This window comes from Emticicia sp. W12TSBA100-4, assembly GCF_040253585.1.
Classification (GTDB): Bacteria; Bacteroidota; Bacteroidia; order Cytophagales; family Spirosomataceae; genus Emticicia.
On the sequence record NZ_JBELAU010000012.1, the window covers coordinates 82761 to 106880 of the forward strand.

General features: G+C 38.8%; 23 protein-coding genes and 1 pseudogene. 17 read left to right on the forward strand and 7 right to left on the reverse strand.

The window, feature by feature from the left end; translation table 11 throughout:
• The 6 genes from ABR854_RS18475 (at window position 1) to ABR854_RS18500 (ending at window position 5388) form a co-directional block, all read left to right on the forward strand.
• Window positions 1-441 carry a DUF6934 family protein gene (locus tag ABR854_RS18475; protein ID WP_350267315.1) on the forward strand — a complete coding sequence of 147 codons (441 nt, stop codon included), beginning with the start codon at window positions 1-3 and terminating at the stop codon, window positions 439-441.
• Entirely contained in the window at window positions 438-599 is a 162-nt protein-coding gene (locus ABR854_RS18480) for a hypothetical protein (protein WP_350267317.1), read from the forward strand. The genes ABR854_RS18475 and ABR854_RS18480 overlap by 4 nt, the downstream gene beginning before the upstream one ends.
• Window positions 600-613: 14 nt before the next feature.
• Window positions 614-1990, forward strand: a complete 1377-nt coding sequence (locus ABR854_RS18485) for an FAD-binding oxidoreductase (protein WP_350267319.1) — start codon at window positions 614-616, stop codon at window positions 1988-1990.
• 107 nt (window positions 1991-2097) lie between these two features.
• Window positions 2098-2919 (forward strand): N-acetylmuramic acid 6-phosphate etherase, encoded by an 822-nt coding sequence (murQ, locus tag ABR854_RS18490; RefSeq protein WP_350267321.1) that lies wholly within the window; start codon window positions 2098-2100, stop codon window positions 2917-2919.
• Between the two features lie 82 nt (window positions 2920-3001).
• The gene (locus ABR854_RS18495; RefSeq protein WP_188769819.1) at window positions 3002-3991 is read left to right on the forward strand and encodes a vWA domain-containing protein; all 990 of its coding nucleotides are present in this window, start codon (window positions 3002-3004) and stop codon (window positions 3989-3991) included.
• 71 nt (window positions 3992-4062) lie between these two features.
• Window positions 4063-5388, forward strand: a complete 1326-nt coding sequence (locus ABR854_RS18500) for a serine hydrolase domain-containing protein (RefSeq protein WP_350267323.1) — start codon at window positions 4063-4065, stop codon at window positions 5386-5388.
• A gap of 64 nt (window positions 5389-5452) precedes the next feature.
• Here the strand turns inward: ABR854_RS18500 and rimO are convergent, their stop codons facing one another.
• Window positions 5453-6760, reverse strand: a complete 1308-nt coding sequence (gene rimO, locus ABR854_RS18505) for a 30S ribosomal protein S12 methylthiotransferase RimO (protein WP_350267325.1) — start codon at window positions 6758-6760, stop codon at window positions 5453-5455.
• Between the two features lie 175 nt (window positions 6761-6935).
• Between rimO and ABR854_RS18510 the strand changes: the two genes are divergently transcribed.
• The gene (locus tag ABR854_RS18510; protein ID WP_350267327.1) at window positions 6936-7835 is read left to right on the forward strand and encodes a helix-turn-helix domain-containing protein; all 900 of its coding nucleotides are present in this window, start codon (window positions 6936-6938) and stop codon (window positions 7833-7835) included.
• On the opposite strand, the gene ABR854_RS18515 is transcribed toward ABR854_RS18510, so the two are convergent.
• From ABR854_RS18515 to ABR854_RS18530, 4 genes are all read right to left on the reverse strand, one after another.
• Window positions 7836-8864: an OmpA family protein gene (locus ABR854_RS18515; RefSeq protein ID WP_350267329.1), complete on the reverse strand. Its 1029-nt coding sequence runs from the start codon at window positions 8862-8864 to the stop codon at window positions 7836-7838. It abuts the gene before it with no gap.
• Between the two features lie 55 nt (window positions 8865-8919).
• Entirely contained in the window at window positions 8920-9945 is a 1026-nt protein-coding gene (locus ABR854_RS18520; protein ID WP_350267331.1) for a hypothetical protein, read from the reverse strand.
• Window positions 9946-10085: 140 nt separating this feature from the next.
• Entirely contained in the window at window positions 10086-11027 is a 942-nt protein-coding gene (locus tag ABR854_RS18525) for a hypothetical protein (protein ID WP_350267333.1), read from the reverse strand.
• A gap of 79 nt (window positions 11028-11106) precedes the next feature.
• Window positions 11107-12222 (reverse strand): OmpA family protein, encoded by a 1116-nt coding sequence (locus ABR854_RS18530; protein WP_350267335.1) that lies wholly within the window; start codon window positions 12220-12222, stop codon window positions 11107-11109.
• 120 nt (window positions 12223-12342) lie between these two features.
• On the opposite strand from ABR854_RS18530, the gene ABR854_RS18535 reads away from it, so the two are divergent.
• Window positions 12343-13152: a response regulator transcription factor gene (locus ABR854_RS18535; protein WP_350267336.1), complete on the forward strand. Its 810-nt coding sequence runs from the start codon at window positions 12343-12345 to the stop codon at window positions 13150-13152.
• A gap of 5 nt (window positions 13153-13157) precedes the next feature.
• On the opposite strand, the gene ABR854_RS18540 is transcribed toward ABR854_RS18535, so the two are convergent.
• Both ABR854_RS18540 and ABR854_RS18545 read right to left on the reverse strand, forming a co-directional pair.
• Complete coding sequence (locus tag ABR854_RS18540) at window positions 13158-13625, reverse strand: hypothetical protein (protein ID WP_350267338.1); 468 nt, start codon at window positions 13623-13625, stop codon at window positions 13158-13160.
• Window positions 13626-13635: 10 nt separating this feature from the next.
• Window positions 13636-14361: a hypothetical protein gene (locus ABR854_RS18545; RefSeq protein WP_350267340.1), complete on the reverse strand. Its 726-nt coding sequence runs from the start codon at window positions 14359-14361 to the stop codon at window positions 13636-13638.
• 99 nt (window positions 14362-14460) lie between these two features.
• Here ABR854_RS18545 and ABR854_RS18550 point away from each other — a divergent pair, with 99 nt between their 5' ends.
• From ABR854_RS18550 to ABR854_RS18590, 9 genes and pseudogenes are all read left to right on the forward strand, one after another.
• Complete coding sequence (locus tag ABR854_RS18550; protein ID WP_350267341.1) at window positions 14461-16455, forward strand: tetratricopeptide repeat-containing sensor histidine kinase; 1995 nt, start codon at window positions 14461-14463, stop codon at window positions 16453-16455.
• 81 nt (window positions 16456-16536) lie between these two features.
• Complete coding sequence (locus ABR854_RS18555; protein ID WP_350267342.1) at window positions 16537-17148, forward strand: response regulator; 612 nt, start codon at window positions 16537-16539, stop codon at window positions 17146-17148.
• Between the two features lie 117 nt (window positions 17149-17265).
• Window positions 17266-18051, forward strand: coding sequence for a crotonase/enoyl-CoA hydratase family protein (locus ABR854_RS18560; protein WP_350267343.1), 786 nt, complete (start codon window positions 17266-17268; stop codon window positions 18049-18051).
• 54 nt (window positions 18052-18105) lie between these two features.
• A complete protein-coding gene (locus tag ABR854_RS18565; protein ID WP_350267344.1) occupies window positions 18106-19959 on the forward strand; it encodes a feruloyl-CoA synthase in 1854 nt (617 codons plus the stop codon).
• Between the two features lie 87 nt (window positions 19960-20046).
• Window positions 20047-20814 (forward strand): 3-hydroxyacyl-CoA dehydrogenase, encoded by a 768-nt coding sequence (locus ABR854_RS18570; RefSeq protein WP_350267345.1) that lies wholly within the window; start codon window positions 20047-20049, stop codon window positions 20812-20814.
• 123 nt (window positions 20815-20937) lie between these two features.
• Window positions 20938-21219: pseudogene (locus ABR854_RS18575) on the forward strand (four helix bundle protein); the annotation flags it as partial.
• Between the two features lie 81 nt (window positions 21220-21300).
• Window positions 21301-22167 (forward strand): amidohydrolase family protein, encoded by an 867-nt coding sequence (locus tag ABR854_RS18580; RefSeq protein ID WP_350267346.1) that lies wholly within the window; start codon window positions 21301-21303, stop codon window positions 22165-22167.
• 123 nt (window positions 22168-22290) lie between these two features.
• Complete coding sequence (locus ABR854_RS18585; protein ID WP_350267347.1) at window positions 22291-23523, forward strand: flavin-dependent oxidoreductase; 1233 nt, start codon at window positions 22291-22293, stop codon at window positions 23521-23523.
• Between the two features lie 3 nt (window positions 23524-23526).
• Window positions 23527-24120, forward strand: coding sequence for a DUF3237 domain-containing protein (locus tag ABR854_RS18590; RefSeq protein WP_350267348.1), 594 nt, complete (start codon window positions 23527-23529; stop codon window positions 24118-24120).

The window sequence follows — 24120 nt, forward strand, 5'->3', positions numbered from 1 at the left end:
ATGGAAAAACCATCATACAATTTTGAGGTTTCAAATAACGGTCTAATTTTTTCTTTTGAAAGTGTGAGTAGAGAGAAAATAATAAAGAAAGTAGTTGTATATGAGCCTCTTGTTGATGAATTATACCATATGGGTTTTGGAGATTTGGTGGAAGATAATACGATTGATTACAGTGTAAAAAGTGCGAATAAAGATATGAATAAAGTATTGTCCACAGTTGTACAGACAATGTTTTTATTCTTTGAAAAATATCCAGATAAGAAAGTAGTTTTTACAGGAAGTAATGAAATAAGAACAAGGCTTTATAGAAGTATTATTTCGAAATTTGTAGAAGAAATAGAACTGTATTTTTTGGTTGAAGGTTTTAAAAATGATGGAACACAAGAAGTTTTTCGCAAAAATGAAGATTATTACGCATTCTTAATCTATCCAAGAATATGAAAACAAAGAGAGAGATTCCAAAAGTAAACCCAAATACATATAAAGTAAACCCAGCTTTAGATGATAAAAAGTTTGAGTTTACGCCTGAGACACAAGCTTTTCGCTCAAAGATAGAAAGGTTTGTAAAGACTCATATAAAGCCTCCTGTTTCTATATAATTTATTAACACAGTATGGAAAAACAATTCAATCAGGCAGTTTTTGAAGAACTAAAAAGCCTTTTGCAAGACCGTGTAACGAGCGAAACAAACATCCGAAACGAACACGGTGTTGGTTATAGCTATCATGCTTGTACTCCGCCCGATTGTGTTGTTTTTCCTAAAAATACCGAAGAAGTTGCCGAAATCGTAAAGATTTGTGCCAAATACAAAACTCCGATTGTTCCTTTTGGAGCAGGTACCTCGCTCGAAGGACACATTTTAGCTCTCGAAGGTGGCGTGTGTATTGATTTAAGCAAGATGAATAATATCATCGAAATCAATACTGATGATATGTATGTGACCGTGGAGTCGGGCGTGACACGTAATCAAATAGATGAAGCCTTAGAAGGAAGTGGCTTTTTCTTTCCGATTGGACCTGGGGTAAATGCAACGATAGGTGGTATGGCCAGCACAAGAGCATCGGGGACAAATGCGGTGCGTTATGGCACAATGAAAGACAACGTACTGACACTCAAGGCGGTTTTGCCCAATGGAGATATAATTCAAACAGGAAGCAAAGCAAAGAAATCATCAGCGGGCTATGACCTTACTCGATTATTGGTTGGGGCAGAAGGCACACTTGGAGTAATAACTGAGCTTACACTTAAACTTCACAGCTATCCAGAGGCTATTTTTGCTGCCGTATGTTCGTTTCCGAGCGTTGAGTTGGCGGTTAAAACTGCCATCAAAACTATCCAAAAAGGTATTCCGATCGCAAAAATTGAGCTACTCGACGACCAAATGATGCGTGCCATCAATCTGTATTCTGCTCTCAGTTATGCCGAAAAACCTACGCTTTTTTTAGAATTTGGAGGTTCAAAAGCCGAATTAGAAGAACAGATACGAAAAGTAGAAGAAATTGCCAATGAATACGGTTTGATAGAGTTTTTGTGGGAAAAAGGCGAAGAAAACCGTAAAAAACTATGGCGTGCCAGAACCGATGCCGCACCAGCTTCGGTGGCTTTAAAAGAGGATGGCAAATTGATGTCGACTGATGTATGCGTACCGATTTCAAAATTGGCCAAGTGTATTGTTGATACTCAAATAGATATTGCTGAAAGTAATATTTTAGCACCAATTTTGGGTCACGTAGGCGATGGGAATTTTCACTTGACTATCGTGATTGACCCAAATGATGTCAACGAATTTGAACGAGCAAAAGCCCTCAACGAAAGATTGGTAAAACGAGCTTTAGATGTTGGTGGTACTTGCACGGGCGAACATGGAGTTGGAGTCGGGAAGCTTCATTTTATGCAGCCCGAACACGGCGATGCACTCAATATGATGCGAACCATCAAACGAGCCATCGACCCTGATAATATCATGAATCCAGGGAAATTATTGCCATAAAGTATAGTTTTATTAGTAAAGCTTTTAGCGAGAATGATATTTCTTTACTTTTGAATAAATTCATCAACTACTCAATAGTTTAATTTTTAATTGAAGATAGTAATCCTATGTCACTTGGCTTAGAAAAATTAGCAACCGAATCCTCTTCACATTACGATAATCTCGAAAAAATGTCGATTCGAGAATTGCTCGAAGGCATTAATAACGAAGATAAAACGGTGCCTTACGCCGTAGAAAAATGTATTCCACAGATTGAAGCATTAGTAAGTCAGATTGTGCCACGCATGAAAGCAGGCGGACGTTTATTTTATATCGGTGCAGGTACAAGCGGGCGTTTGGGCGTGGTAGATGCCTCTGAGTGTCCGCCAACGTTTGGTGTACCTTTCGGAATGGTTGTGGGAATCATGGCAGGTGGTGATAGAGCTATCAGAAAAGCAGTCGAAAATGCCGAAGATGATATAGAACAAGCATGGATAGATTTACAAGAGTATGAAATAAATACCAATGACTGTTTGGTGGGCATTGCTGCATCTGGTCGCACACCTTACGTGGTTGGGGGCTTGCGTACTGCACGCCAACACGGAATCTTGACGGGTTGCGTGGTTTGTAATGCAGGAAGTGCTGTAGCAGCCGAAGCCGAATTTCCAGTAGAGCCCGTAGTTGGGCCAGAATTCGTCACTGGTAGCACCCGCATGAAGTCAGGAACTGCTCAAAAATTGGTACTAAACATGATTTCTACCTCAGTGATGATTCAGCTTGGTAGAGTGAAAGGCAATAAAATGGTTGACATGCAGCTTACAAACCTCAAATTGGTAGAAAGAGGTGTAAGAATGGTCATGAACGAATTAAACATTTCGCACGAAGAAGCAAGCGAACTTTTACATACCTACGGCAGCGTAAGAAACGCCGTTGATAATTACAGAAATTAACAAATAGATTCTGGTATCATAGAAAGGAAGAAAAATAGAAACGCAAAATTCTACATTCTTCATTCTCAACTCTCAATTATAAATGTGGGACTGGTTTTCAATAGATTGGCTTAGTTGGCAAACCCTGCGTTCATTCGTCTGGGCTGAAAAACTATACCTGTATGCTATCATTGGAGTGCCATTTTTATTCCTATTTCGTTGGCTTTTTTATACTCGTGGTCAGCAAAAATTGGGGCTTTCGCTCACGAGCTATCAACTTCGCACCAATTGGATTAGTTACCTGCGTTTTATTCCTCCAATATTTTTTATTTTAGGCGTTATCTGCGTTTTGTTGTCGTTGGCACGGCCGCAGCGAGTGCGAGAAAGCAAAGAACAGTTTTCTGAAGGCATTGATATTATGCTCGCCATGGACATTTCGGAGTCGATGCTGGCAACTGATTTAAGTCCGAATCGTTTGGAAGCTGCCAAAAATGTAGGGCATGAGTTCATCAAAGGGCGTTTTCAAGACCGTATCGGTTTGGTAGTTTTTGCAGGAGAAGCCTTTTCGATGTGTCCGCTCACGACCGACTACGAAGTGCTGAACGAATACCTCAACGAAATAAACAGTAACCTCATAAAAACCACTGGAACGGCCATTGGTAGTGCTTTGGCTACTTGCATCAACCGTTTGCGTGAGATTCCGAGCAAAAGTAAGGTTGCCATTATTTTGAGCGACGGAGATAATACCGCAGGTTCGCTCGACCCGCTCACGGCTACCGATTTAGCAAAATCTTTTGGTATAAAAGTTTATACGATTGCCGTTGGGGGGAACGATAGCGAAGTAAAAGTTGATGAAAATACCCTCAGAGAGATTGCCCGTGAAGGAAACGGACAGTTTTTTAGAGCAACCGATAACCAAACCCTCAGAAATATCTTCGAGCAAATCAACCGCCTTGAAAAAGTAAAAATCAAAGATAATGTATATCGTGATGTAGAAGATTTCTACTACATTTATCTCAACTGGGCTGTTGTGTTCTTATTAGCGGCTTTTTTCTTTAAAAATACTTTCATCGGAAATATTTTGGAGGATTAAGAATAGAAAATTGCGAACGATACCCTACATGACTTCTTTACAATTTCACCCCATTTTAATTCATCAATCAAATGTCGAACAAACGAAAAATCATTTACGCTATCCTGTTGGTTGTACTTATCGGATTGGTTTATGTGGGCAATTTTGCCATTCAGTATGCCTATATTGGTTCGTCGTATAATGCGAAAACTGTTTGTTCGTGTATGTTTGTTTCGGGGCGAGAGTTAGAAAATATCAAAAACGAAGAGCTCTACGCTGTTCCGTTTTCTACCATAAAAGTTGATGAAGTCAATAAAGCAGTAACAGCTAATATTTATGGTTTGGCCGAAACCAAAGCCATTTATCGCAAAGGTTTGGGTTGTACGTTGGTCAACGAATTGTCCGAAGAAGAAATTCGTAAACAGCCCTCTGTTCCATCGGCCGATACACTTACCGAGAAACTCACCTCAGCCACAGATTTTACCAAAATTGACAAAATTGCCTTAGAAAAGAGCATCAATGAGGCTTTTCAAGAAAAAGACCCTCAGAATGTGATACGTACAAGAGCAGTCGTTGTGCTTCGTGATGGGAAAATTATTGCCGAAAAATATGCTTCAAATATCAAACCCGAAACACCACTTTTGGGCTGGTCAATGACCAAGAGCGTAACGAGTGCTATGATTGGTCTTTTGGTGAAAGACGGAAAACTGGATATTAAAAAATCGGCTCCAATTACCGAATGGCAAAACGATGAGCGAAAGAAAATAACCATCGACCATCTGCTTCGCATGAGTAGTGGACTTGGTTTTGAAGAAAACTATGCCGAACCGAGTGATGCTACCCAAATGCTTTTCCGCAAGAAAGGTGCAGGTGCGTATGCCTTGCAGAGCAAAGCTGCTACCAAACCCGATAAAGTTTGGTCGTATTCGAGCGGAACGAGTAATATTTTACAGGAAATTATTCGCCGACAATTTACTACCCACGCCGATTATTTTGCTTTTCCGTATCAGCGATTATTTCATAAAATAGGCATGAAAAGTGCCGTTCTTGAACCCGATGCTTCGGGAACTTTCGTGGGATCGTCGTTTATGTATGCCACGGCTCGTGACTGGGCAAAATTTGGACAATTATATCTGCAAGATGGTGTTTGGAATGGTGAGCGTTTATTGCCAGAAGGTTGGGTAAAATATTCTGCGACCGAAACACCACATTCGGACGGAAAATATGCAGCACATTTTTGGCTCGACCACCAAGATAAAACTTTCCCGCAAGATGCATTTATGGCCGTAGGCTTTGAAGGGCAATACGTCACTATCGTACCATCGAAGAATTTAGTGATTGTGCGTTTGGGATGTACGCCAAAAGATAATTTCAATCATTCGGCTTTGGTGAAGGGTGTTGTGGCGGCAGTAAAATGATGTTTCTAATTTGTAGAGCCGTTGCATGCAACGGCTCTACTACAATATCTCTACGATAATTTAATCAAACCAAATCGCCATATAAATCAAATTCTTCGGCGTTGTTGATTTTTACATTGGCAAAATCTCCCAGCCTTACGTACTGAGAAGCTGGTACAAGTACCTCATTATCAACTTCTGGCGAGTCAGATTCGGTTCTTCCGATAAAATAACCGCCTTCTTTTCTATCAAATAAAACCTTATAAGTATTACCGATTTTAGCTTGATTCAATTCGGCAGAAATGCCTTGTTGAAGTTCCATAATAATATCGGTGCGTTCTTGTTTTACTTCGGCAGGGATATCATCGGGCATCGTAAACGAATGTGTGTCATCTTCGTGCGAGTATTGGAAAACCCCCAATCTATCGAAACGCATTTTTTCTACGAAATGATACATTTCTTCAAAATGTTCTTCGGTTTCGCCTGGGTGACCCGCAATGAGCGTCGTTCTGATGGCAATATCTGGCACTTTCTCACGAATAGTGTTTATCAATGCCTCAGTTTTTGGTCGGTCAATGCCACGACGCATGATTTTTAGCATTTCAGACGAACCATGTTGCAGTGGCATATCGAGGTAGTTACACACATTTGAGCGATTCTTCATCACATCCAAAATATCCATCGGAAAACCTGAAGGATAAGCATATTGCAAGCGAATCCAGTCGATGCCTTCAACGTCCGATAATTTATCAAGCAATTCGGCTAAATTACGTTTCTTATAAATATCAAGACCATAATAAGTTAGGTCTTGAGCAATCAGAATTAATTCTTTTGTACCTTTTTTTGCTAAATTTTGTGCTTGTAGCACCAACTCATCCATTGGTCGGCTTACATGTCCACCACGCATGAGTGGAATCGCACAGAAGCTACATGGGCGGTCGCAACCTTCGGCAATCTTCAAGTAAGCGTAATGAGCAGGTGTAGTCAGTAGGCGTTCGCCAACTAACTCATGTTTATAGTCGGCTTTTAGGGTTTTCAGCATTCTTGGCAATTCATTTGTACCAAACCACGCATCAACCGTTGGTATTTCTACCGAAAGCTCATCTTTATAACGGTGTGATAAACAACCAGTTACATACACTTTATCTACAATTCCTGCATCTTTGGCATCGACATAACGCAAAATCGTATCGATAGATTCTTGCTTAGCATTATCAATAAAACCACAGGTATTAATGATAACAATATTGGCATCGTCTTTTTTCGACTCGTGTTCTACTTTCATGCCATTGCCTTTGAGTTGCGTATAAAGCACCTCCGAATCGACAAGGTTTTTTGAGCAACCGAGCGTAACGATATTGATTTTATTTTTTACTATTCCTTTTGTTTTCATTTTTCTTTTTAAACAATTCGGGAGAATTGTTGTACATATTTTTTTGCAAAGTTCGGCAAAAATACCTTGTTTTCCTATTCAAAAAGCTGGCTTTGCATAGTTTTACTGCAATTCCGCCGAATCGCTTTATTAGGTTTTATATATTGCATCAGAAAATGAATTTATAGTTGAAAAAATGACTCGTTCAAAAGAAATACCCAAACTTAACCCTTCACAGTTTGACGATTATCTTTTTGGAAATTGGAAGCCGAAAGTTTCGAGTTTATATGAGCATTTTCATATCGAACGTATCGAAAATTATAAGTCTTTTCTAAAACTTCCTGTTTTACCGCACCGTCGTTCGGTTTATTTTTTCTTATACGTAACTAAAGGCTTTGCCATCCGAAGCAAAGGATTGAGTAATTATGAAGTAAAAGCTAATACATTTTTTTGTCTTTCAACCGACCAAATCACTTCACTTGAAGCCATTTCTGATGATGTAGAAGGATTTTATTGTCATTTTCAACCTGAGTTTTTCAATCAAACATTACTCAATATCGACCTTGAAAAAGATTTTCCTTTCTTTCAAATCACTTCCGAGCCGCTCATTCAACTTTCGGATAACCAGCGAATTGTTGATTTATTAGAAATCTTATTGGCCGAAAAGCTAAGAAACGAAGCCAATCGTGCCGAGATAATTGCTCTGTATTTAACAACTCTCTTGAAAGAAATAAAAGAATTTTATATACAAACTCCCAAAAGCAGCAATAATGCGGCCTCAAATCTTACACAACGCTACAAAAATCTGCTTTCTGAACTCATCTATGATAAAAAAACTGTTACAGAATTTGCCGAAATTCTGGCGGTTTCGCCCAATCATTTGCATAAATGCGTAAAGACCACAACGGGTAAATCGGCCCACGAATTATTAGAAGAAATGAGAGTATTAGAAGCCAAAGTTTTGCTTAAACAAACACCAATGCGGATTGCTGAGATTGCATTTAAGATTGGAGGCTTTGAGCCAAGCGATTTTTCGAGATTCTTTAAATCCAAGACAGGAATTTCTCCAAAAGAGTATCGGAATCTGCAAGATTAATTACATCTTCACAAACTCAACTCTACGGTTTTCAGCTTTGCCTTCAAATGTTTTATTATCACCAATCGGTTTAGTTTCACCGTAGCCTTTGGTTGTGAGGCGACTGCCATCAATTCCAATCGAGACTAATTGATTTTTTACGGCATTGGCTCTTGCTTCTGAGAGTTTTAAGTTGCTGGCATCATCGCCATCAGCATCTGTATGTCCGCCGATTTCTAATTTAAGAGAGTTGTTTTCCTTCAAAATCTTAGCAATGGCATTGATTTCGCCCATCGAAGCAGGTTTAATAGTAGCTTTATTTACATCGAAATTGATGCCGTGCGAAATGTATTTACCATCAGTAAATGCCTTTCCAATAAGGTTTTGGTCACCACCAGCGGCCAGTTTAAAGTTTTTAAAAGCCATTGTTTTACCTTCGCTGTAATCGCCACCGACCATCAAATAGCTGGCTTTTAACTCTACTTCTGGAACACTCATCACACGGTATTGATTCATATATACTTTTACTTGACCACCTTTTACGGCAATTGCATAATGAATCCATTTATTAAAATAGTTTTCGGCTAAAAAATCCTTCGGATTATCACCATTTAAAGTAGTACTGCTTGGGCCATAGAAAGTAGTATAATCTCGACTGGTTTCAATCGTTACGGCAGGTTCTTCTCCATTCATCAATAAAATTCTGATACCTGGGTTGCTATCATATCCTTCGTCGAGATACGCATCAAACTCGATGGTATAATCTTTAGGTAAATAAGCGGCAGTTTTTACTCTTGGCAATAATTTGGTATAAAACTTCATCAAAAAAAATGCCTTTTCATCGCCCGATTTATTTACCACTGCTTGTCCTTCTTTTAACTTCCAATGTGTACCAAATTCGCCTTCTTGGCTATCCTGAAAATCATCGGCAAAGATTATTTTATCTCCTGCTACAAAATCATAATTTTGATAGGCTTTTATGTCTTGGGCAAAAAGCCCCCCCGCCCCTAAAGGGGTGCTTAAAATAAGTACTAAAATGAGTTTTTTCATATCTGTTTTTTTAAAAAAATTCTGAGTTTAAGAGTTCCCCTTTAGGGGTTAGGAGCTAATTTGCTCTCATGGCTTTAAATTTGCCGCTTAGCCTTCCTCTGGCGATTTGTCCGTTATAATCACCCGCATAAACAATGGTATTTATCTTACCTTCAATATATTTTGCATCTTCATGGGTAATAATTACCGAACCAGTACAAAACTTATCCTCATTTGTATCGCCACAGCCCACACCCAGTTGAGTTCCGACAACCATATTTACACCACTATTTTCGGCTTCAAGGTTGAAAGTCCCTGCTCCAACACCTTTGTAGGCTATTGCCAAAATGTTATTTCCATTGGCGATGTTTTTGCTGCCATCCCCATCTGTATCAATGGCTTCGAGAGCTAAACCCGTAAAACGAAGCACCGAAAGATTTTGGTTGGAGTCATAAATGTGCATGGCATTGGCGGTGAGTCCGTTGATATTGTAGCCTTTTTGCTTTGCTGCATCAATAGCCGCTTGCGGTAGATTTAGATTTGCCGTTTTGCCGATTCCACCATCAATTTTGGTTACAAACTTTGCATTTATAATTCCTAAATCGGGAATATGAAGTGTGAAAAAGGTTTCGTTTTCGGAGAAATAAATAGTTTTTAATAAAGTTACTTTAGGAAGATTGGTACTTTGTGGAAGCAATTCTACCGAAACAATCATTTTTTTACCATTTGGAGCTGATTTTGGAGCAGTATAGGTGGCCGAATTAATATCGGTAATGATGTTTCCGCCACCTTCTACGATTCTCCAATTGGTTACTTTATAGGGTTTTTCTTCTCCGTTTGGTAATTTTATGGTCTGACTTTTACGAAATAATTCGGGGGTGTCATCATCAGGATTGGCTTTGGGAGGCACCGTAACCTCGATACTTAACATACAACTTTCGGAGGCTTCTAACAAGCCTTTGTCTGAAACCAAATTGAGTTTGAAAGCCTTACTGGCTACTACCTCATCCCACATTTCTTTTGTCCAGCCTTCGGGAGTTTGGGCGAAACTTTCGATGACGCAGGTAGTAAAAAAGAAACATATTAATAGTAATTTTTTCATGGTGAGTATTTGTTTGAATTATTGATTCAAAATTAGATTTTGAACCTTTATTTTTTCTCCACCAAAAAGGGGAATTTTAGTGTATATAAAAGAAAAGCCCGCAATAATTTGCAGGCTTCATTATTGAGAAATGACAAAAATCAAAGCTCTTTTAACCATTCTTCAGCTATTTTTCTGAATTCCAAGGTGGCAGGTTTGCCAATCCGATAAGATTGTTTCCAAATAGCTGATTTATCACGGTATTCCAAATTGGCAAAATCTTGGGCATTGTTATTACCAACTTTTACCAATTTTGCATCAAAATCTACATTGGCCGATTCTTCTAAAAATTGTTGTAGTTGGGCTTTTATGTTGGCTTTATAGTTTTTCTTTTCTTCGTATTGCTCCATGATAGAAGCATTGTTTTCTTTGGTATTTCTGATGTTTTCCTGAATCTCAGTATCGGTTAAAACTTTGGCATATTGTTTACAAAACTCAGCAGGGTTAGACTTTAGCATTGGTTTTAGTTTTAAAGTGGCTTCGGCGTTGGCAATGCTATTTTTATACATTTGTTTCATCATTGTTAGCATTTTTTTCTCGTCATCGCTGATGCCATCGGTCGACTTACTTTCTACCTCCTTCAACGCCTCTTTTGAACTTGATAAGATAGTCTCTTGCATCGAAAAAACTTGGTCGGTATAACCCGCAATCGTTATATCATTTTTGGTAGATTCGAGTTTTCCCTGATAGGTATTTGCATACTGTTCTTTCCATTCGGCAGAATTAGGGTCGGTATTTTGGATGTTTTTCTTTAATTCTTTTTCATAATCTTTACTGAAATTGACAGAGTTGATAAAACTTTTAGCAAAGAGTCCAACAGCCCTTGCCATTGCCGCTTGTTCGGCCGCAGGAAGTTTAAAACCCAATTTTTTTAGTTCGGGAGTGAAATAAAACTTAAAACCTGGAAAAGTAGTAGAGGATGACAGGTTGATGATACGCTCTTTAAATTCTGGAATATTTACTTTGTATTTCGAGAGGTCGTCAACAACTCGAAAAGCACTGATGCTAATAAGGGTTATGCCTAAGATAGTGAGTTTTTTCATGGTATTTCAGATTGAGATAATGATACAAAATTAGTGTACTGAAAATTGTTTATTCTCCACCAAAAAGGGGAATTTATCGTCATATTTTCACAAATTCTACTCTTCTGTTTTCAGCTTTCCCTTCAAAGGTTTTGTTGTCACCAATGGGTTTTGCTTCACCATAACCTTTGGTGCTTAGTCGGCTGGTATCAATTCCGAGCGAAACTAATTTGTTTTTTACGGCATCGGCTCTTTCTTGCGAAAGTTTTAAGTTACTGGCATCATCCCCATCGGCATCGGTGTGGCCACCAATTTCAAATTTTAAGTCGGTATGCTCTTTCATCATTACAACAATCGTGTTGATTGTACCCATACTTTCGGGTTTGAGGATAGCTTTTGCCACATCAAAATTGATTCCACGAGCAATAAATCTACCGTCGGTCGAGAGAGTTTTGTAAGGGTCGGCTCCACCTTCGGCTACTCTGATATTTTTAATAAAAACTTGTGCAGCCATTTCGTAAGCCGAAGTATTGGCCGAAATTTGGAAGCCCAATGCTCGCCCTTTGGTAATTTGAGCATTCAACACTCTTTCGCTATTGAGATATACTTTCAATGATTTTTCGGTAACAGCAATAGAAACGTGTACCCATTTATCGCAGAGGTCTTCGTAAGTATCGCCAAGTTCTTCCAGCTTTTTGCCCGATGTGTAACTTCCTTTGGCGTTAGCAAACTGAACAATGCCTTCGGCACCGATTGTCAAGGTATTGTTATAAAAATCGCCCAAAACCTCGTCTTGAAGCTCTCGGTTATAGTAATCGTCATTGTTGGCAAATTGTATCTCTAATCGGTTACCTCCAACATTGCCATCGGCAACAGCCTGTTTCCAAGGTTTGGCATTATGCCGATACAGGTAATCAAATTCTAAAGTAAAACGCTGCGGAGAAGCCCTTTTAAGATTATTTTTTAGGCGAGGATATGCAATGGGCGTACCATCTAATAAACCCATCGTCAACTCGCCATTGATTTTTGCCACTTCAACCTTACCCGAAACTATCCAATGAGAGGGAATTTCATCTGCACTTTCATCTAAGAAATTATCTTCAAACAAAACTTTATCGCCTGGTACAAAGTCAAATTTAGCATAAGATTTTTCGGGAATTTGAGCAAATATGTCAAAACAAAGAGTACAAAGAATAATTATAAAGTAATTTTTCATGGTTATTTGATTAGTTGAATTTATTTCAAAGCTACTGAATGCGAAATGGTTTGTCAATGGCACAATTGTGCCATTGGATTTGCGAAAAAAAAAGATTATTTTTGATAAAAAACCTTTATAATGAGTAACTTATCGACCTTGCAAAACCAGATAAAAGCCATTTACAAAAAGTTAAAAGGTTTTTATGAGTACCTTCCTCGTGATACCAATTTAGAGGAGTATATCGATAATTTTTCTTTTACCGAAACCATTGAGCGTATCTACGCCGTTGGCACTTACTGTTGGTTTATTTCGGATATGAAAAATGCTAAATGGGTAAAAGTTGGAGGGGCTATTGAGCAAATGACGGGTTATTCGACGACTGAATTACACAATGCTTCGTTTATAAAAGCTGCAAGATTTACATCGGCGGAAGAACTGATGGCAACGGTACAGTCGGCAGAGTTATTTTGGCAATATTTCTATTCAAAACCTATTGAGCATCGTCCCAATATAAAATCTTCGCATACTTATCGGTTCATCAGAAAAAATGGTGAGACATTTCATGCACTTCAACAGAGTTCGACCCTGTTTTTTGATAAATTAGGAAATGGCGTGTATCAGTTCGACCTCATTACGGATATTTCGCATTTAGACCCAATTCCGAAACTCCGTTTTTATTTATTAGATACGAATGACCCCGAAGACATGAAAAATATTCCGATTCATGAAGGAATCATTAGTAAAACAGAACCCATGCCAATCAGTTTATCCGAAAAAAGAGTTTTAGAATTGATAGCCAAAGGCAAAAGCATAAAAATGATTGCCGACGAACTGGGGCTGAGCGAAAATACAATCAAGCATCATCGAACCAATATGTTTGCTAAATGTGGAGTAAAAAACATGGCCGAACTCACCGGCAAAGCCCTTTCAAACGGTTGGTTTGAGTGAAATTCTTATAGTTTCACGGCCTTTGCTAAAGCTTTCACAGCTTCGCCATTGGGCTGATTTTTACCATTGACATCGACCAAAAGTTTATCGCCAATTACCAGCGAAGCCGTTGCCATTTTGCTGGATTTCATATACGTTATACTTCCTTTTGCCGAGCCAACCACCAACTTTTCGTAGGTGTGAGCATCATCTCCGCCATCACCTTGGTCGTTGCCTAATGCTCCGTAATCTACCATAGCAGGGTTTCCTTTGGGGTATTCGGTAATCGAAATTGAGATTGTCAGTTTGCTATTGCTGTATTTTTGTTCGCAGGTGTTCATGGGTGGCATTCCAGCCATATTCATGGAAGTACATTCAGATTTTCCGATAGGTTTATAACCCATTGTTTCCGCTGGGAATTTGGTAGATAATTGCCCGAAAGTTTCAGAAACCCAAAAAAGCGATAGAGTTAACATTAAAATGATTTTTTTCATGGTTATTCGATTATTGAGCTTGTCCTATTGCAATGAAATTAACTTGAGCATCGAATGTAATGGCTGTGTTAGTAGGGTTAAATAGCGAAATTGTTCCTCCAGTATTTGTAATATTCACTACATTGTAGATTATCTTGACACAATTTTGATTTTGAGTAACAAATTCATTAAACTTTATGCCCCCAAGACTCACATTCGGTACCGTTCCAACTGGAAATGCTTCATTAAAGGTGAATGCTGTCCCCGCCAGTGAGTTTGGTGCAATACTGATATTTTGGACAGCTAAGAGTAAATCTATTGTACCGAAAACAGTCTTTAATTGGGTGCTTTGGCTATTTCTTACAATTCCTTTATTAAACTGTACAAACAAATCACCCGTATTTCGGATGTTTCCATATACCTCCAGTTTTTGAGTAGGGTATAAAATTCCAATTCCCACATTTCCGCCTCTACCTTGCAGCAAAAGTGGCTTAAATGCCCCTTGTGCTACCGATTGAATATAACTCAATCCATTAGCGGCATCACTCCCCATATATAGAAAGTGGGGTGTGGTGGCGTTAGGGTCTTTTATCAAAAATGCGTGTTGCGTGTTTTCGTTTACATTATAATTACCAACTTGATTGACCTGCATTTTTGAAACAGGATTATCTAAACCAACGCCAATTTTTCCGCTCGTGGTAATATTTTGAGCTTTGAGCAGAAATGGTAGAATGAGTAAGAGGAATATTTTTTTCATCGACACAACGAGTTGAATTGTTGGGTCAAAATTAGAGACTGAAAAAATATTTTTTTTCCACCAAAAGGGGGAATTTTATTCTCATTTATTCTACTACCTTTGAAGTATCAAATCGGAAATGTATTTTGTGCTATGGCTCTGAAAATCAATTGTTTATCTCTACTTCTTTTGTTCACGTATTGTGCAAGTTCCTTTGCCCAAACAGGCGAATTGCAACCACTTTTGGAGAAATTAAAAACTGCAAAAACCGACACTAATAAAGTACGTTTGCTTAATAAAATTGGCGATGAATATGCTTATAACGACATCAAAACCGCTCGCCAATATTATAAAGATGCCTATGAGTTGAGTAAAAAACTGGATTATTTAAGAGGAATCATTCGATATTTTTCGAGTGAAGGCGAATTGCTGAATATTGAAGGAAAATACGACCAAACCATGCTGCTCCTGCGTGAAGGTGTGAGATTGAGCATCGAACGAAAAGACCGAATGCGGGAAGGAATTATGTATGAGAACATGGGAAATACATTCCAGGAAATGCAAAGACTGGATTCGGCTGCTACGTATTATTTCAAGGCTTTACCCATTTTTGAGGGCTTTCAAGACAGTGTAAAAATTGCTAATGTTTATAGCGATTTAGCCAATGTTTTTACGCAAACAGATAAACAAGAGCGAGCATTGGGTTACATTAATCAAGCCATCGCCATCAGTCAGCATTTTGAGGATGGGTTTTATATAAGTCATTTGGTAAATAAAGAAAATATTTTGTGGAAGCTCAGACGAAGAACTGAGGCCGAAAAGGTTAATAATCAGATAATTGCATTGGCTCGAAAACTAAATGATGTAGTTGATATGGCAGATGCCTTGCAAAATCAGTGCAATCATGATGTAGAAATGAAGCACTACGAAAAATTGCTAAATCACGCTCAGGAACTGGCAAAACTGAACCCTCAACTGCAATCTGCTGAGCGAACTACCTTGGCAGATTATTGGCTCTCGGTGGCGTACTATTTCAATCGAAACTACCAAAAATCATACAGTTATATTGAAGAAGCAGTAAAAAAAGCTGAAAAACTACAAAATACTGAGCATTTACAGCAGTATTACACCCATTACGCAAAAGTAATTTTAGCCTATAAAAACGACCCAATTTTAGCCGAAAAATTTAATAATTTATCAGATTCGTTGCGAGAAGTTAGTTTCAATAAAAACATTCTAAAAACCACTAAAGAACTCGAAACCAAATATGAAACCGACAAAAAAGAAAGGGCGATTCAGCAGCTTTCTTCCGAAAATCGAAACAAAAAACGTCAGATAAGTTTACTGATATTCTCTGTTATTTTGCTTTCGTTGGCATTGGCTTTTTTTGGGCTTTGGATGCAAAACCGCAATCGAATACGCAAGCAAGAACAAATCTTGCACGAACAAAAACTTAAACAACTCGAAAACGAGAAGCAACTTTTAGCAAGCCGAGCCGTACTGCAAGGTCAGGACGAAGAACGCAGCCGATTGGCAAAAGACCTGCATGATGGTCTTGGTGGCATATTATCGAGTGTAAAATATTCTTTTCAAAACATGAAAACATCATTTATTTTAGACCAAGAAAATGCTTTGGCGTTTGAAAAAAGTATGAATTTGCTTGATGCTTCGATGGCTGAATTACGAAGAGTTTCGCACAATATGATGCCCGAAAGTTTGGCAAAATTAGGCTTGGAAGAGGCTTTGAAAGATTATATTCAAACGATTGATGAAAATTCAGGAATCAATTTTACGTATCAAAGTTTTGGTTTGTCAGAAGTCGAACTCGAAAATATCTATAAAACCACTATTTTTAGAGTGATTCAAGAACTAACCACCAATATTATTCGACATTCGCAAGCAAAAGAGGCTTTGGTGCAAATTATGGCCAAACCTAATTTGATAAATATTACGATTGAAGATGATGGCATCGGTTTCGACCCGCAGCAAGTGAATAGCAAGAAAAGTATGGGAATTCAGAATCTTTACAACAGAATCGAATACCTAAAAGGCAAAATAGATTTCCAAACCGAGCCAAACGCTGGCAGTTCGTATTATATTGAGATGCCTTTATAATTTAGAATGAGTTAATTGATGAATGATAGAATAAAATGTTATCTGAAATAAAAAATTCCCCCATCGGGGGGTAGGGGGGCTATGGAAATATACTTAGTTGAAGACCATCCGCTCGTAACAGAGGGCATAAAAGCGATTTTTGATAAGGAAAATGGCATGAATTGCACCCATAGTTTCGATAATGGCAAAGACCTTTTGGCGAAATTACACATTCATCAACCCGATGTGATTGTGATGGATATTAACTTACCCGATGCCAACGGAATAGACCTATGTAAAACTGTGAAAGACCAATATCCGAGCGTTTCGGTGATTGCTTTGAGTATCAACAATGAAAAGAGCATCATCAAAAAAATGATGGAAAATGGTGCCAGTGGGTATATTCTGAAAGATGCCGCCAAATACGAAATCGTTGATGCGATTAAAGCTGTTATGCAGAGAAAAACCTATTTCAGCATTTCAGCATCAAATACCCTCAAAAAGCCCGACGAGCGAAAACTACCAGCACTCACTCGTCGAGAAAAAGAAATTCTGATAAAAATCTCTGATGGATTAACCAACCAACAAATTGCTGACCAACTCTTTGTCGATGTAAGTACAGTTAGCAGTCACCGCAAAAATATGCTTGCCAAATACGATGTGCCGAATACTGCTCAGTTGATAAAATTGGCAATTACGGAGAGGTTGATTTGACAGATTTACAAAATGTTGATTGAAATTGCATATAATTTACATCCTTTTTCCTATTAATCTTTCTTTTTATTATTCAATTTTGTATTGAAATAAGTCAATCAGTTTTTGGATAATAAAATGCAAGAAATAAAATCTCCCACCGAATCACTTCAATTAGAAATCAGGGATGAAATTTTATTGGTGGCTGTCAATCGCCCCGAAAAACGTAATGCCTTCAACGATGATTTAGTTTTGGGTATCGAAAAGGTTTTCGAAAACATTCCACCGCAAATTCGTTGTGTAGTAATTTATGGATTAGGCAAGCATTTCTCGGCGGGTCTTGACCTTTCTGAACTTCGAGAACGTGATGCCGTACAAGGGCTTTATCATTCCCGAATGTGGCATCGAGCATTGGATAAAGTGCAGTTTGGGCCTGTTCCAGTAGTGGCGGTTTTGCACGGAGCAGTTGTGGGTGGTGGACTCGAATTGGCATCTGCTTGCCACATCAGAGTTGCCGAAACCAGCACTTTTTATGCCCTTCCCGAAGGTCAACGTGGGATTTTTGTGGGTGGAGGAGCATCAGTACGAGTACCAAAACTCATCGGAATGGCTCGTATGATGGACATGATGTTTACGGGAAGAGTTTATAATGCCGACGAGGGCGAACGAATCGGACTTGCTCAATATTTAGTAGAAGAAGGTCAAGGACTCGAAAAAGGTATTGAATTGGCTAAGAAAATTGCCTCAAATGCGGGTATGACCAATTACGCACTGATGCACGTATTACCAAAAATTGTTGATTCGGGCCAGAGTGAAGGTTTAATGATGGAAAGTTTGATAGCGGCTATTTCGGCCGATGCCCCCGAAGCGAAGAAAAGATTGACCGATTTTTTAGAAGGAAGAGCTAAGAAAGTAGGAGAATAAAGCACCGTAGCGATGGTTTTCTAAATTATTTTACAAAAGAGAGATATTGATTCTATGAATGATATTCAAGATAGAAATAAAATCAAAGCCCCCATCGGGGGTTCGGGGGCTGGGCTTTATAAAAATACCTTATTCGGCCCTACCAAAACGCATAAAAAACAGCTTGAAAATGGCATGGTTCATTTTGGAAATGAGCAGAAATTGGAGGCTTTTCCTACAAAAATTACCGATAAGTTGATGTATTGGGCCGCAACAAAGCCTGACCATACCTTTATTGGAAGAAGAAACCCAATCACGAGAAATTGGGAGAAATTATCTTATGCTGAAACCCTCGAAAAGACAAAAAGTGTTGCCCAATATTTGATAAATCTTGAATTTTCGCCTGATGAAACCGTTGTAATTCTCTCAGAAAATAGCCTCGAACATGCACTTTTGGTACTGGCTTCGGTGCATATTGGTATTACTTACACGCCGATTTCTCCGCCATACTCTTTGGTTTCGGATGATTTTGGCAAGCTCAAACATTGCCTCGAACTCATGACTCCGAAAGTCATTTTTGCCCAAAGTGGAAAAGTCTATCAAAAAGCTCTCGAACTTGCTAAAACACTCTTCCCAGAAGCTATTATTATTACTGTTGATGGAGAAAATGGTATTCATTTCGAGGAAATGCTACTTACAAAACCTACAATTGATGTCGAAATTGCCGCAGCAAAAGTAAATTCCGATACAATTGCCAAAGTATTGTTTACCTCTGGCTCGACTGGCTTGCCCAAAGGTGTAATGAACCACCAAGGAATGTGGTGTGCTAATTTACAGCAGATTACACAGGTTTTTCCGTTTATGCAGCAGCAACCGCCAATTTTCATTGACTGGCTTCCGTGGAATCATACGTTTGGGAGTAATCATAATTTTGGTTTAGCTCTTTACAATGGTGGAACAATTTTGATTGATGATGGAAAACCAACGCCCAAAGGCATTGAAGAAACCGTACAAAATCTCAGAGAAATTTCTCCAACAGCCTATTTTAATGTGCCAAAAGGTTTTGAAATGCTGATTCCGTATCTTGAAAATGAGCCAGCTTTGCGAGAAAACTTCTTCCGAAATCTCAATATTTTGTTTTATGCGGGAGCCAGTTTGGCTCAACCCGTATGGAATCGTTTGGAAGAATTAGCCGTAGAAACTATTAGCGTGAAAATTCCGATTATTACGGGTTTGGGTTGTACAGAATCTGGTCCTTCGGCGATGTTTGCTAATTGGGGTGGAGCATTTTCTGGACTTTTGGGTGTGCCAGTGGCGGGAATGGATGTAAAACTCGTACCCGACGGCGATAAAGTGGAAGCTCGTTACAAAGCACCAAATGTAACCAAAGGTTACTGGCGAAACCCTGAAGCTACGGCAGCAGCTTTTGATGAAGAGGGTTATTATAAAACAGGCGATGCCGTAAAGTTTTTAGATGAAATGAATCCCGACAAAGGTTTGATTTTTGATGGCCGAATTGCCGAAGACTTCAAACTTTCGACAGGAACTTGGGTAAATGTGGGAGTGCTGAAAGCTAAAGTTATTTCTACGGGTTCGCCCATTATTCAGGATGTAGTTTTGGCGGGGCTTGATAAAGAATACATTGGGGCAATTTTATTCTTAAATGCCGATGCTTGTCGAAAATTAGCTAATTTGAATTCCGAAATATCAAATAAAGACGCATTTTTACATGCAGAAGTAGAACGATTTATCAATAATTGGTTAGTAGAGTTTAATAAAACCGCAACTGGGAGTTCGACGGTGATAAAAAAATATGTAATTGCCCTTGAGGCTCCTTCAATTGATTTAGGCGAAATAACTGATAAAGGCTCACTAAACCAACGGGCAGTTTTGAAGCATAGAGCTGATTTGGTAACTGAAATGTACTAAATAGAACAGATTTGTAATCTGTCATAGAATAAGTTTCAAAACTTAATGACCGTTTTCAATTAGAAGATTATGCCATAAAATATAATTATGAAAATAGAAAATAACACATTCTTAGTTACAGGCGGAGCCTCGGGGTTAGGCTTTGCAACTGCCAAAATGATAGTAGAAAATGGCGGAAATGCTGTTTTGCTTGATGTAAACGAAGAATCGGGAGCAAAAGCACAAGCAGATTTGGGCAAAAAATCTACGTTTATCAAAACCGATGTGACCAACGAAGAACAAGTGCAAAGTGCTGTAAATCAGTCGGTTGAAGCTTATGGTGACATTGCAGGAATCATTAATTGTGCAGGAGTTGGCCCCGCCAAAAGAGTTGTTGGTAAAGATGGACCACATCCACTTGATTTCTTTCAAAAAGTAATCAATATAAACCTTATCGGAACTTTCAATACCCTTAGATTAGTGGCCGATAAAATGCAAAACAACGAACCCAATACCGAAGGCGAAAGAGGAATTATTATAAACACCGCCTCAGTCGCTGCCTTTGATGGTCAAATCGGGCAAGCGGCCTATTCTGCATCGAAAGGTGGAATTGTGGCCATGACACTTCCAATTGCTCGTGAATTTGCTCGAATGGGTATCAGAGTAATGGCTATCGCTCCAGGTATTTTTGAAACGCCCTTATTAGCATCTTTACCACAAGATGCCCAAGATTCTTTGGGCAAGCAAGTTCCCTTCCCACCACGTCTGGGCCGACCTTCAGAATTTGCTGCTTTAGTAAAACAAATCATTGAAAACACAATGCTCAATGGCGAAGTAATCCGCCTTGACGGAGCAATAAGAATGGGAGCGAAGTAGTCAGAGTGACGAATTTTCAGAACGGTTCGCCGCTGCGATGACGAATTATTCGAATATTTAATGAATATTGAAGAATTAAAGAATAGATATAAATTATGGGCGATTTAGGTAGTTTTACTTACAAGAAAGCTGCCAAATGAGCCTGAATTTAAAGCTGTAAGAAATCAAATCGTCCCATCTACTGCTGCAAATTATCGGGCTGCTTGTAGAGGAAAATCTGGACCCGATTTTATCAATAAATTAAAAATTGTTGAAGAAGAATTAGACGAAACAATGTTTTGGTTAGGATTCATAGTTGCTTTATTACCAGAAATTAGACAAGAAATTGTGCCAATTTATAAAAAAGCAAATGAACTGCTTTCAATTACAGTATCGTCAATTAAAACAGCAAGAAAAAATAAATAAGGTGAAATGAGAGAATTACGTATAAATTGTGATTCTAAAAATTCGTAACTCGTCATTCGAGAAATTCGTCATTTAAAAAATATGATAGACATAAATAAAGTAATTGCCATAGACGTACACACGCACGCCGAAGTGTCGTGTTGCCAACCGCATGATGATTATCGTCCAGAACTGGATGAAGCTTTTGCCAAATATTTCAAGTCGGATAAACGCCCGACTATTCAAGAAACCGCTGATTTTTATCGTGATAATAATTTAGCTTTTGTCATGTTTACCGTTGATTCGGAGCATAACGTTGGCAAACGTCGAATCCCGAATATTGAAGTAGCTGAGGCCGCTCTCAAAAACGATGATGTCATGATTGCCTTTGCCAGCATCGACCCGCACAAAGGTCGAATGGGAGCAAGAGAAGCCCGTGATTTGATAGAAAATTATGGTGTAAAAGGCTTTAAATTTCATCCAACAGTGCAAGGTTTTTATCCTTATGATAAAATGGCCTATCATCTTTACGAAGTAATTGCCGAATACAAATTACCGATGTTATTTCATTCGGGGCATTCGGGTTTTGGTTCGGGTGTGCGTGGCGGAGGCGGTTTGCGATTAGAATATTCAAATCCGATGCACCTCGATGATGTGGCGATTGATTTCCCTGATTGCCCGATAATTATTGCTCACCCAAGTTGGCCGTGGCAAGATGAAGCTTTGAGCGTAGCGATGCACAAGCCCAATGTTTACATTGATTTGAGTGGCTGGTCACCCAAATATTTCCCGAAACAACTCATTCAATATGCCAATACCATGCTCAAAAACAGAGTTCTTTTCGGTACTGATTTTCCATTAATCACCCCCGAAAGATGGATGAAAGATTTTGAAGATGCAGGTTTCAAAGAAGAAGTAAAGCCTTTGATTTTGAAAGAAAATGCCATCAGAATGCTCGGATTAAAGTAAAAGTATAGAATACACAATTAAACTCTTATTTTTCTGATTGTTTTTGCATATTTATTCTCTTATTTTGCATAGTATAATCATGGTATAATGCAGAATTTTGTTGGAAAATTATAATTATATTTAATGAAGATTATTATTATCGGTGGCGGAATTGGCGGTTTGACCACCGCATTGAGCCTTCATCAAGCAGGATTCGAGGTTAAAGTTTTTGAATCAGTCAAAGAAATAAAGCCTTTGGGCGTAGGTATCAATACACTTCCGCATAGTGTTCGAGTATTAACAAATCTGGGTTTACAAGAAAAAATCGCCCAAAATGCCATCGAAACGAGTGATTTAGTCTATTTTAACAAATTTGGTCAACAATTCTGGACAGAACCACGTGGACGTTTTGCTGGTTATAAATGGCCTCAGTTTTCAGTACATCGTGGGGTTTTACAAATGTTGCTTTTTGATGAAGTAGTAGAAACGATTGGGCAAGATGCTATTCTGAAAAATCATCATTTGAGTCATTTTGAGCAAACTGATAGCGAAGTAATAGCTCATTTTATAGATAAAGATACCAACGAAAAAATAAGAGTAGAACGTGCCGATATTTTGATAGGGGCAGATGGCATTAATTCAGTGGTTCGCCAGCAGCTTTATCCGAACGAAGGCCCACCAGTTTATTCCGAAAATATACTTTATCGTGGCACAACCACCATGAAGCCATTCTTAGATGGTACATCAATGGCAATGATTGGTAGTTTACGCCAGAAAATGGTGGTTTATCCGATTGGAAAACCTGATGCTGATGGTAATTGCTTAATCAATTGGGTGGGAAATATTAAAGAAGGAAAATCGAAACTAACAGCTCGTGACTGGAATCGAGAAGCAGATAAAGCTCGATTAGTTGATTTATATAAAGATTGGAAATTCGATTGGCTCGATGTACCTACAATGATTGATAACGCAAAAGCCGTTTATGAATTTCCAATGTCTGACCGAAACCCATTAGATAAATGGACTTTCGGGCGTGTGACGCTTCTCGGCGATGCCGCTCATCCGATGTATCCGATTGGTTCAAATGGAGCTTCGCAGGCCATTCTTGATGCCGATTGCCTAACCAAATGCTTGATAAAGAACGAGAATCCTGAAAATGCTCTTATTGAATACGACAGAGAAAGAGTACCAGCGGCGGCGAAAGTTGTGCTTCAAAATAGAGCAAAAGGGCCAGACGAAATCATGGATATGATGGAAGATTGGTTTCCGAAAGGTTTTTCGGAAGATGAAATTCCGCACGAGAAACTTGCCGAAGTAATGGATAATTATAAAATAATAGCTGGCTTTGATATACAAACCCTCAACCAAAAGAACTAAGACATGAAACACTTACTTAACTACAAAGAAAATAAAATCTGTGCAAATCTGCGTTTCCAAAGGAATCTGCGTCATCTGCGTTCCATTATTTGTATCGTTTTCTGCCTATTAAATATGAATTCATTCGCTCAAAGCACCCCCGAAGCTCCAAGTTTAGAGTTTGTCTGTGAACTAAAAGTGAAGCTAAAACCACCTTATGTGGTAGGCGATACTCCTCACGGAATGCGTCGAATCATTCCAATTATCGGCGGAAGTTTTGAAGGCCCAAAAATGAAAGGCGAGATTTTGGATGGTGGTGCCGACTGGCAAATTGTAAGAAAAGATGGCGTAGCCGAACTGGAAGCTCATTATCAAATCAAAACCGATGACGGTGTAATCATTTACATTAAAAATACAGGCTTGCGTGTAGCCACCCCCGAAGTTGCGGCTCGAATCGGACGAGGAGAAGCAGTTTCTCCATCAGAATATTATTTTCGTGCAATACCAAAATTTGAAGCTCCACAAGGCAAATACGAATGGATGAATAACGCCATTTTTATTTGCAAAGGCATCAGAAACCCAGACAATGTAGCGATTCAAGTTTGGAAAGTAAACTAA

Coding starts and splice junctions, on each gene's coding strand:
- ABR854_RS18530 (WP_350267335.1), bottom strand. CDS start 12,222: ATGAAAAATTACTTTATAATTATTCTTTGTACTCTTTGTTTTGACATA.
- ABR854_RS18535 (WP_350267336.1), top strand. CDS start 12,343: ATGAGTAACTTATCGACCTTGCAAAACCAGATAAAAGCCATTTACAAA.
- ABR854_RS18520 (WP_350267331.1), bottom strand. CDS start 9,945: ATGAAAAAATTACTATTAATATGTTTCTTTTTTACTACCTGCGTCATC.
- ABR854_RS18495 (WP_188769819.1), top strand. CDS start 3,002: ATGTGGGACTGGTTTTCAATAGATTGGCTTAGTTGGCAAACCCTGCGT.
- ABR854_RS18510 (WP_350267327.1), top strand. CDS start 6,936: ATGACTCGTTCAAAAGAAATACCCAAACTTAACCCTTCACAGTTTGAC.
- murQ (WP_350267321.1), top strand. CDS start 2,098: ATGTCACTTGGCTTAGAAAAATTAGCAACCGAATCCTCTTCACATTAC.
- ABR854_RS18565 (WP_350267344.1), top strand. CDS start 18,106: ATGAATGATATTCAAGATAGAAATAAAATCAAAGCCCCCATCGGGGGT.
- ABR854_RS18590 (WP_350267348.1), top strand. CDS start 23,527: ATGAAACACTTACTTAACTACAAAGAAAATAAAATCTGTGCAAATCTG.
- ABR854_RS18485 (WP_350267319.1), top strand. CDS start 614: ATGGAAAAACAATTCAATCAGGCAGTTTTTGAAGAACTAAAAAGCCTT.
- rimO (WP_350267325.1), bottom strand. CDS start 6,760: ATGAAAACAAAAGGAATAGTAAAAAATAAAATCAATATCGTTACGCTC.
- ABR854_RS18545 (WP_350267340.1), bottom strand. CDS start 14,361: ATGAAAAAAATATTCCTCTTACTCATTCTACCATTTCTGCTCAAAGCT.
- ABR854_RS18585 (WP_350267347.1), top strand. CDS start 22,291: ATGAAGATTATTATTATCGGTGGCGGAATTGGCGGTTTGACCACCGCA.
- ABR854_RS18580 (WP_350267346.1), top strand. CDS start 21,301: ATGATAGACATAAATAAAGTAATTGCCATAGACGTACACACGCACGCC.
- ABR854_RS18525 (WP_350267333.1), bottom strand. CDS start 11,027: ATGAAAAAACTCACTATCTTAGGCATAACCCTTATTAGCATCAGTGCT.
- ABR854_RS18540 (WP_350267338.1), bottom strand. CDS start 13,625: ATGAAAAAAATCATTTTAATGTTAACTCTATCGCTTTTTTGGGTTTCT.
- ABR854_RS18515 (WP_350267329.1), bottom strand. CDS start 8,864: ATGAAAAAACTCATTTTAGTACTTATTTTAAGCACCCCTTTAGGGGCG.
- ABR854_RS18560 (WP_350267343.1), top strand. CDS start 17,266: ATGCAAGAAATAAAATCTCCCACCGAATCACTTCAATTAGAAATCAGG.
- ABR854_RS18500 (WP_350267323.1), top strand. CDS start 4,063: ATGTCGAACAAACGAAAAATCATTTACGCTATCCTGTTGGTTGTACTT.
- ABR854_RS18555 (WP_350267342.1), top strand. CDS start 16,537: ATGGAAATATACTTAGTTGAAGACCATCCGCTCGTAACAGAGGGCATA.
- ABR854_RS18570 (WP_350267345.1), top strand. CDS start 20,047: ATGAAAATAGAAAATAACACATTCTTAGTTACAGGCGGAGCCTCGGGG.
- ABR854_RS18475 (WP_350267315.1), top strand. CDS start 1: ATGGAAAAACCATCATACAATTTTGAGGTTTCAAATAACGGTCTAATT.
- ABR854_RS18480 (WP_350267317.1), top strand. CDS start 438: ATGAAAACAAAGAGAGAGATTCCAAAAGTAAACCCAAATACATATAAA.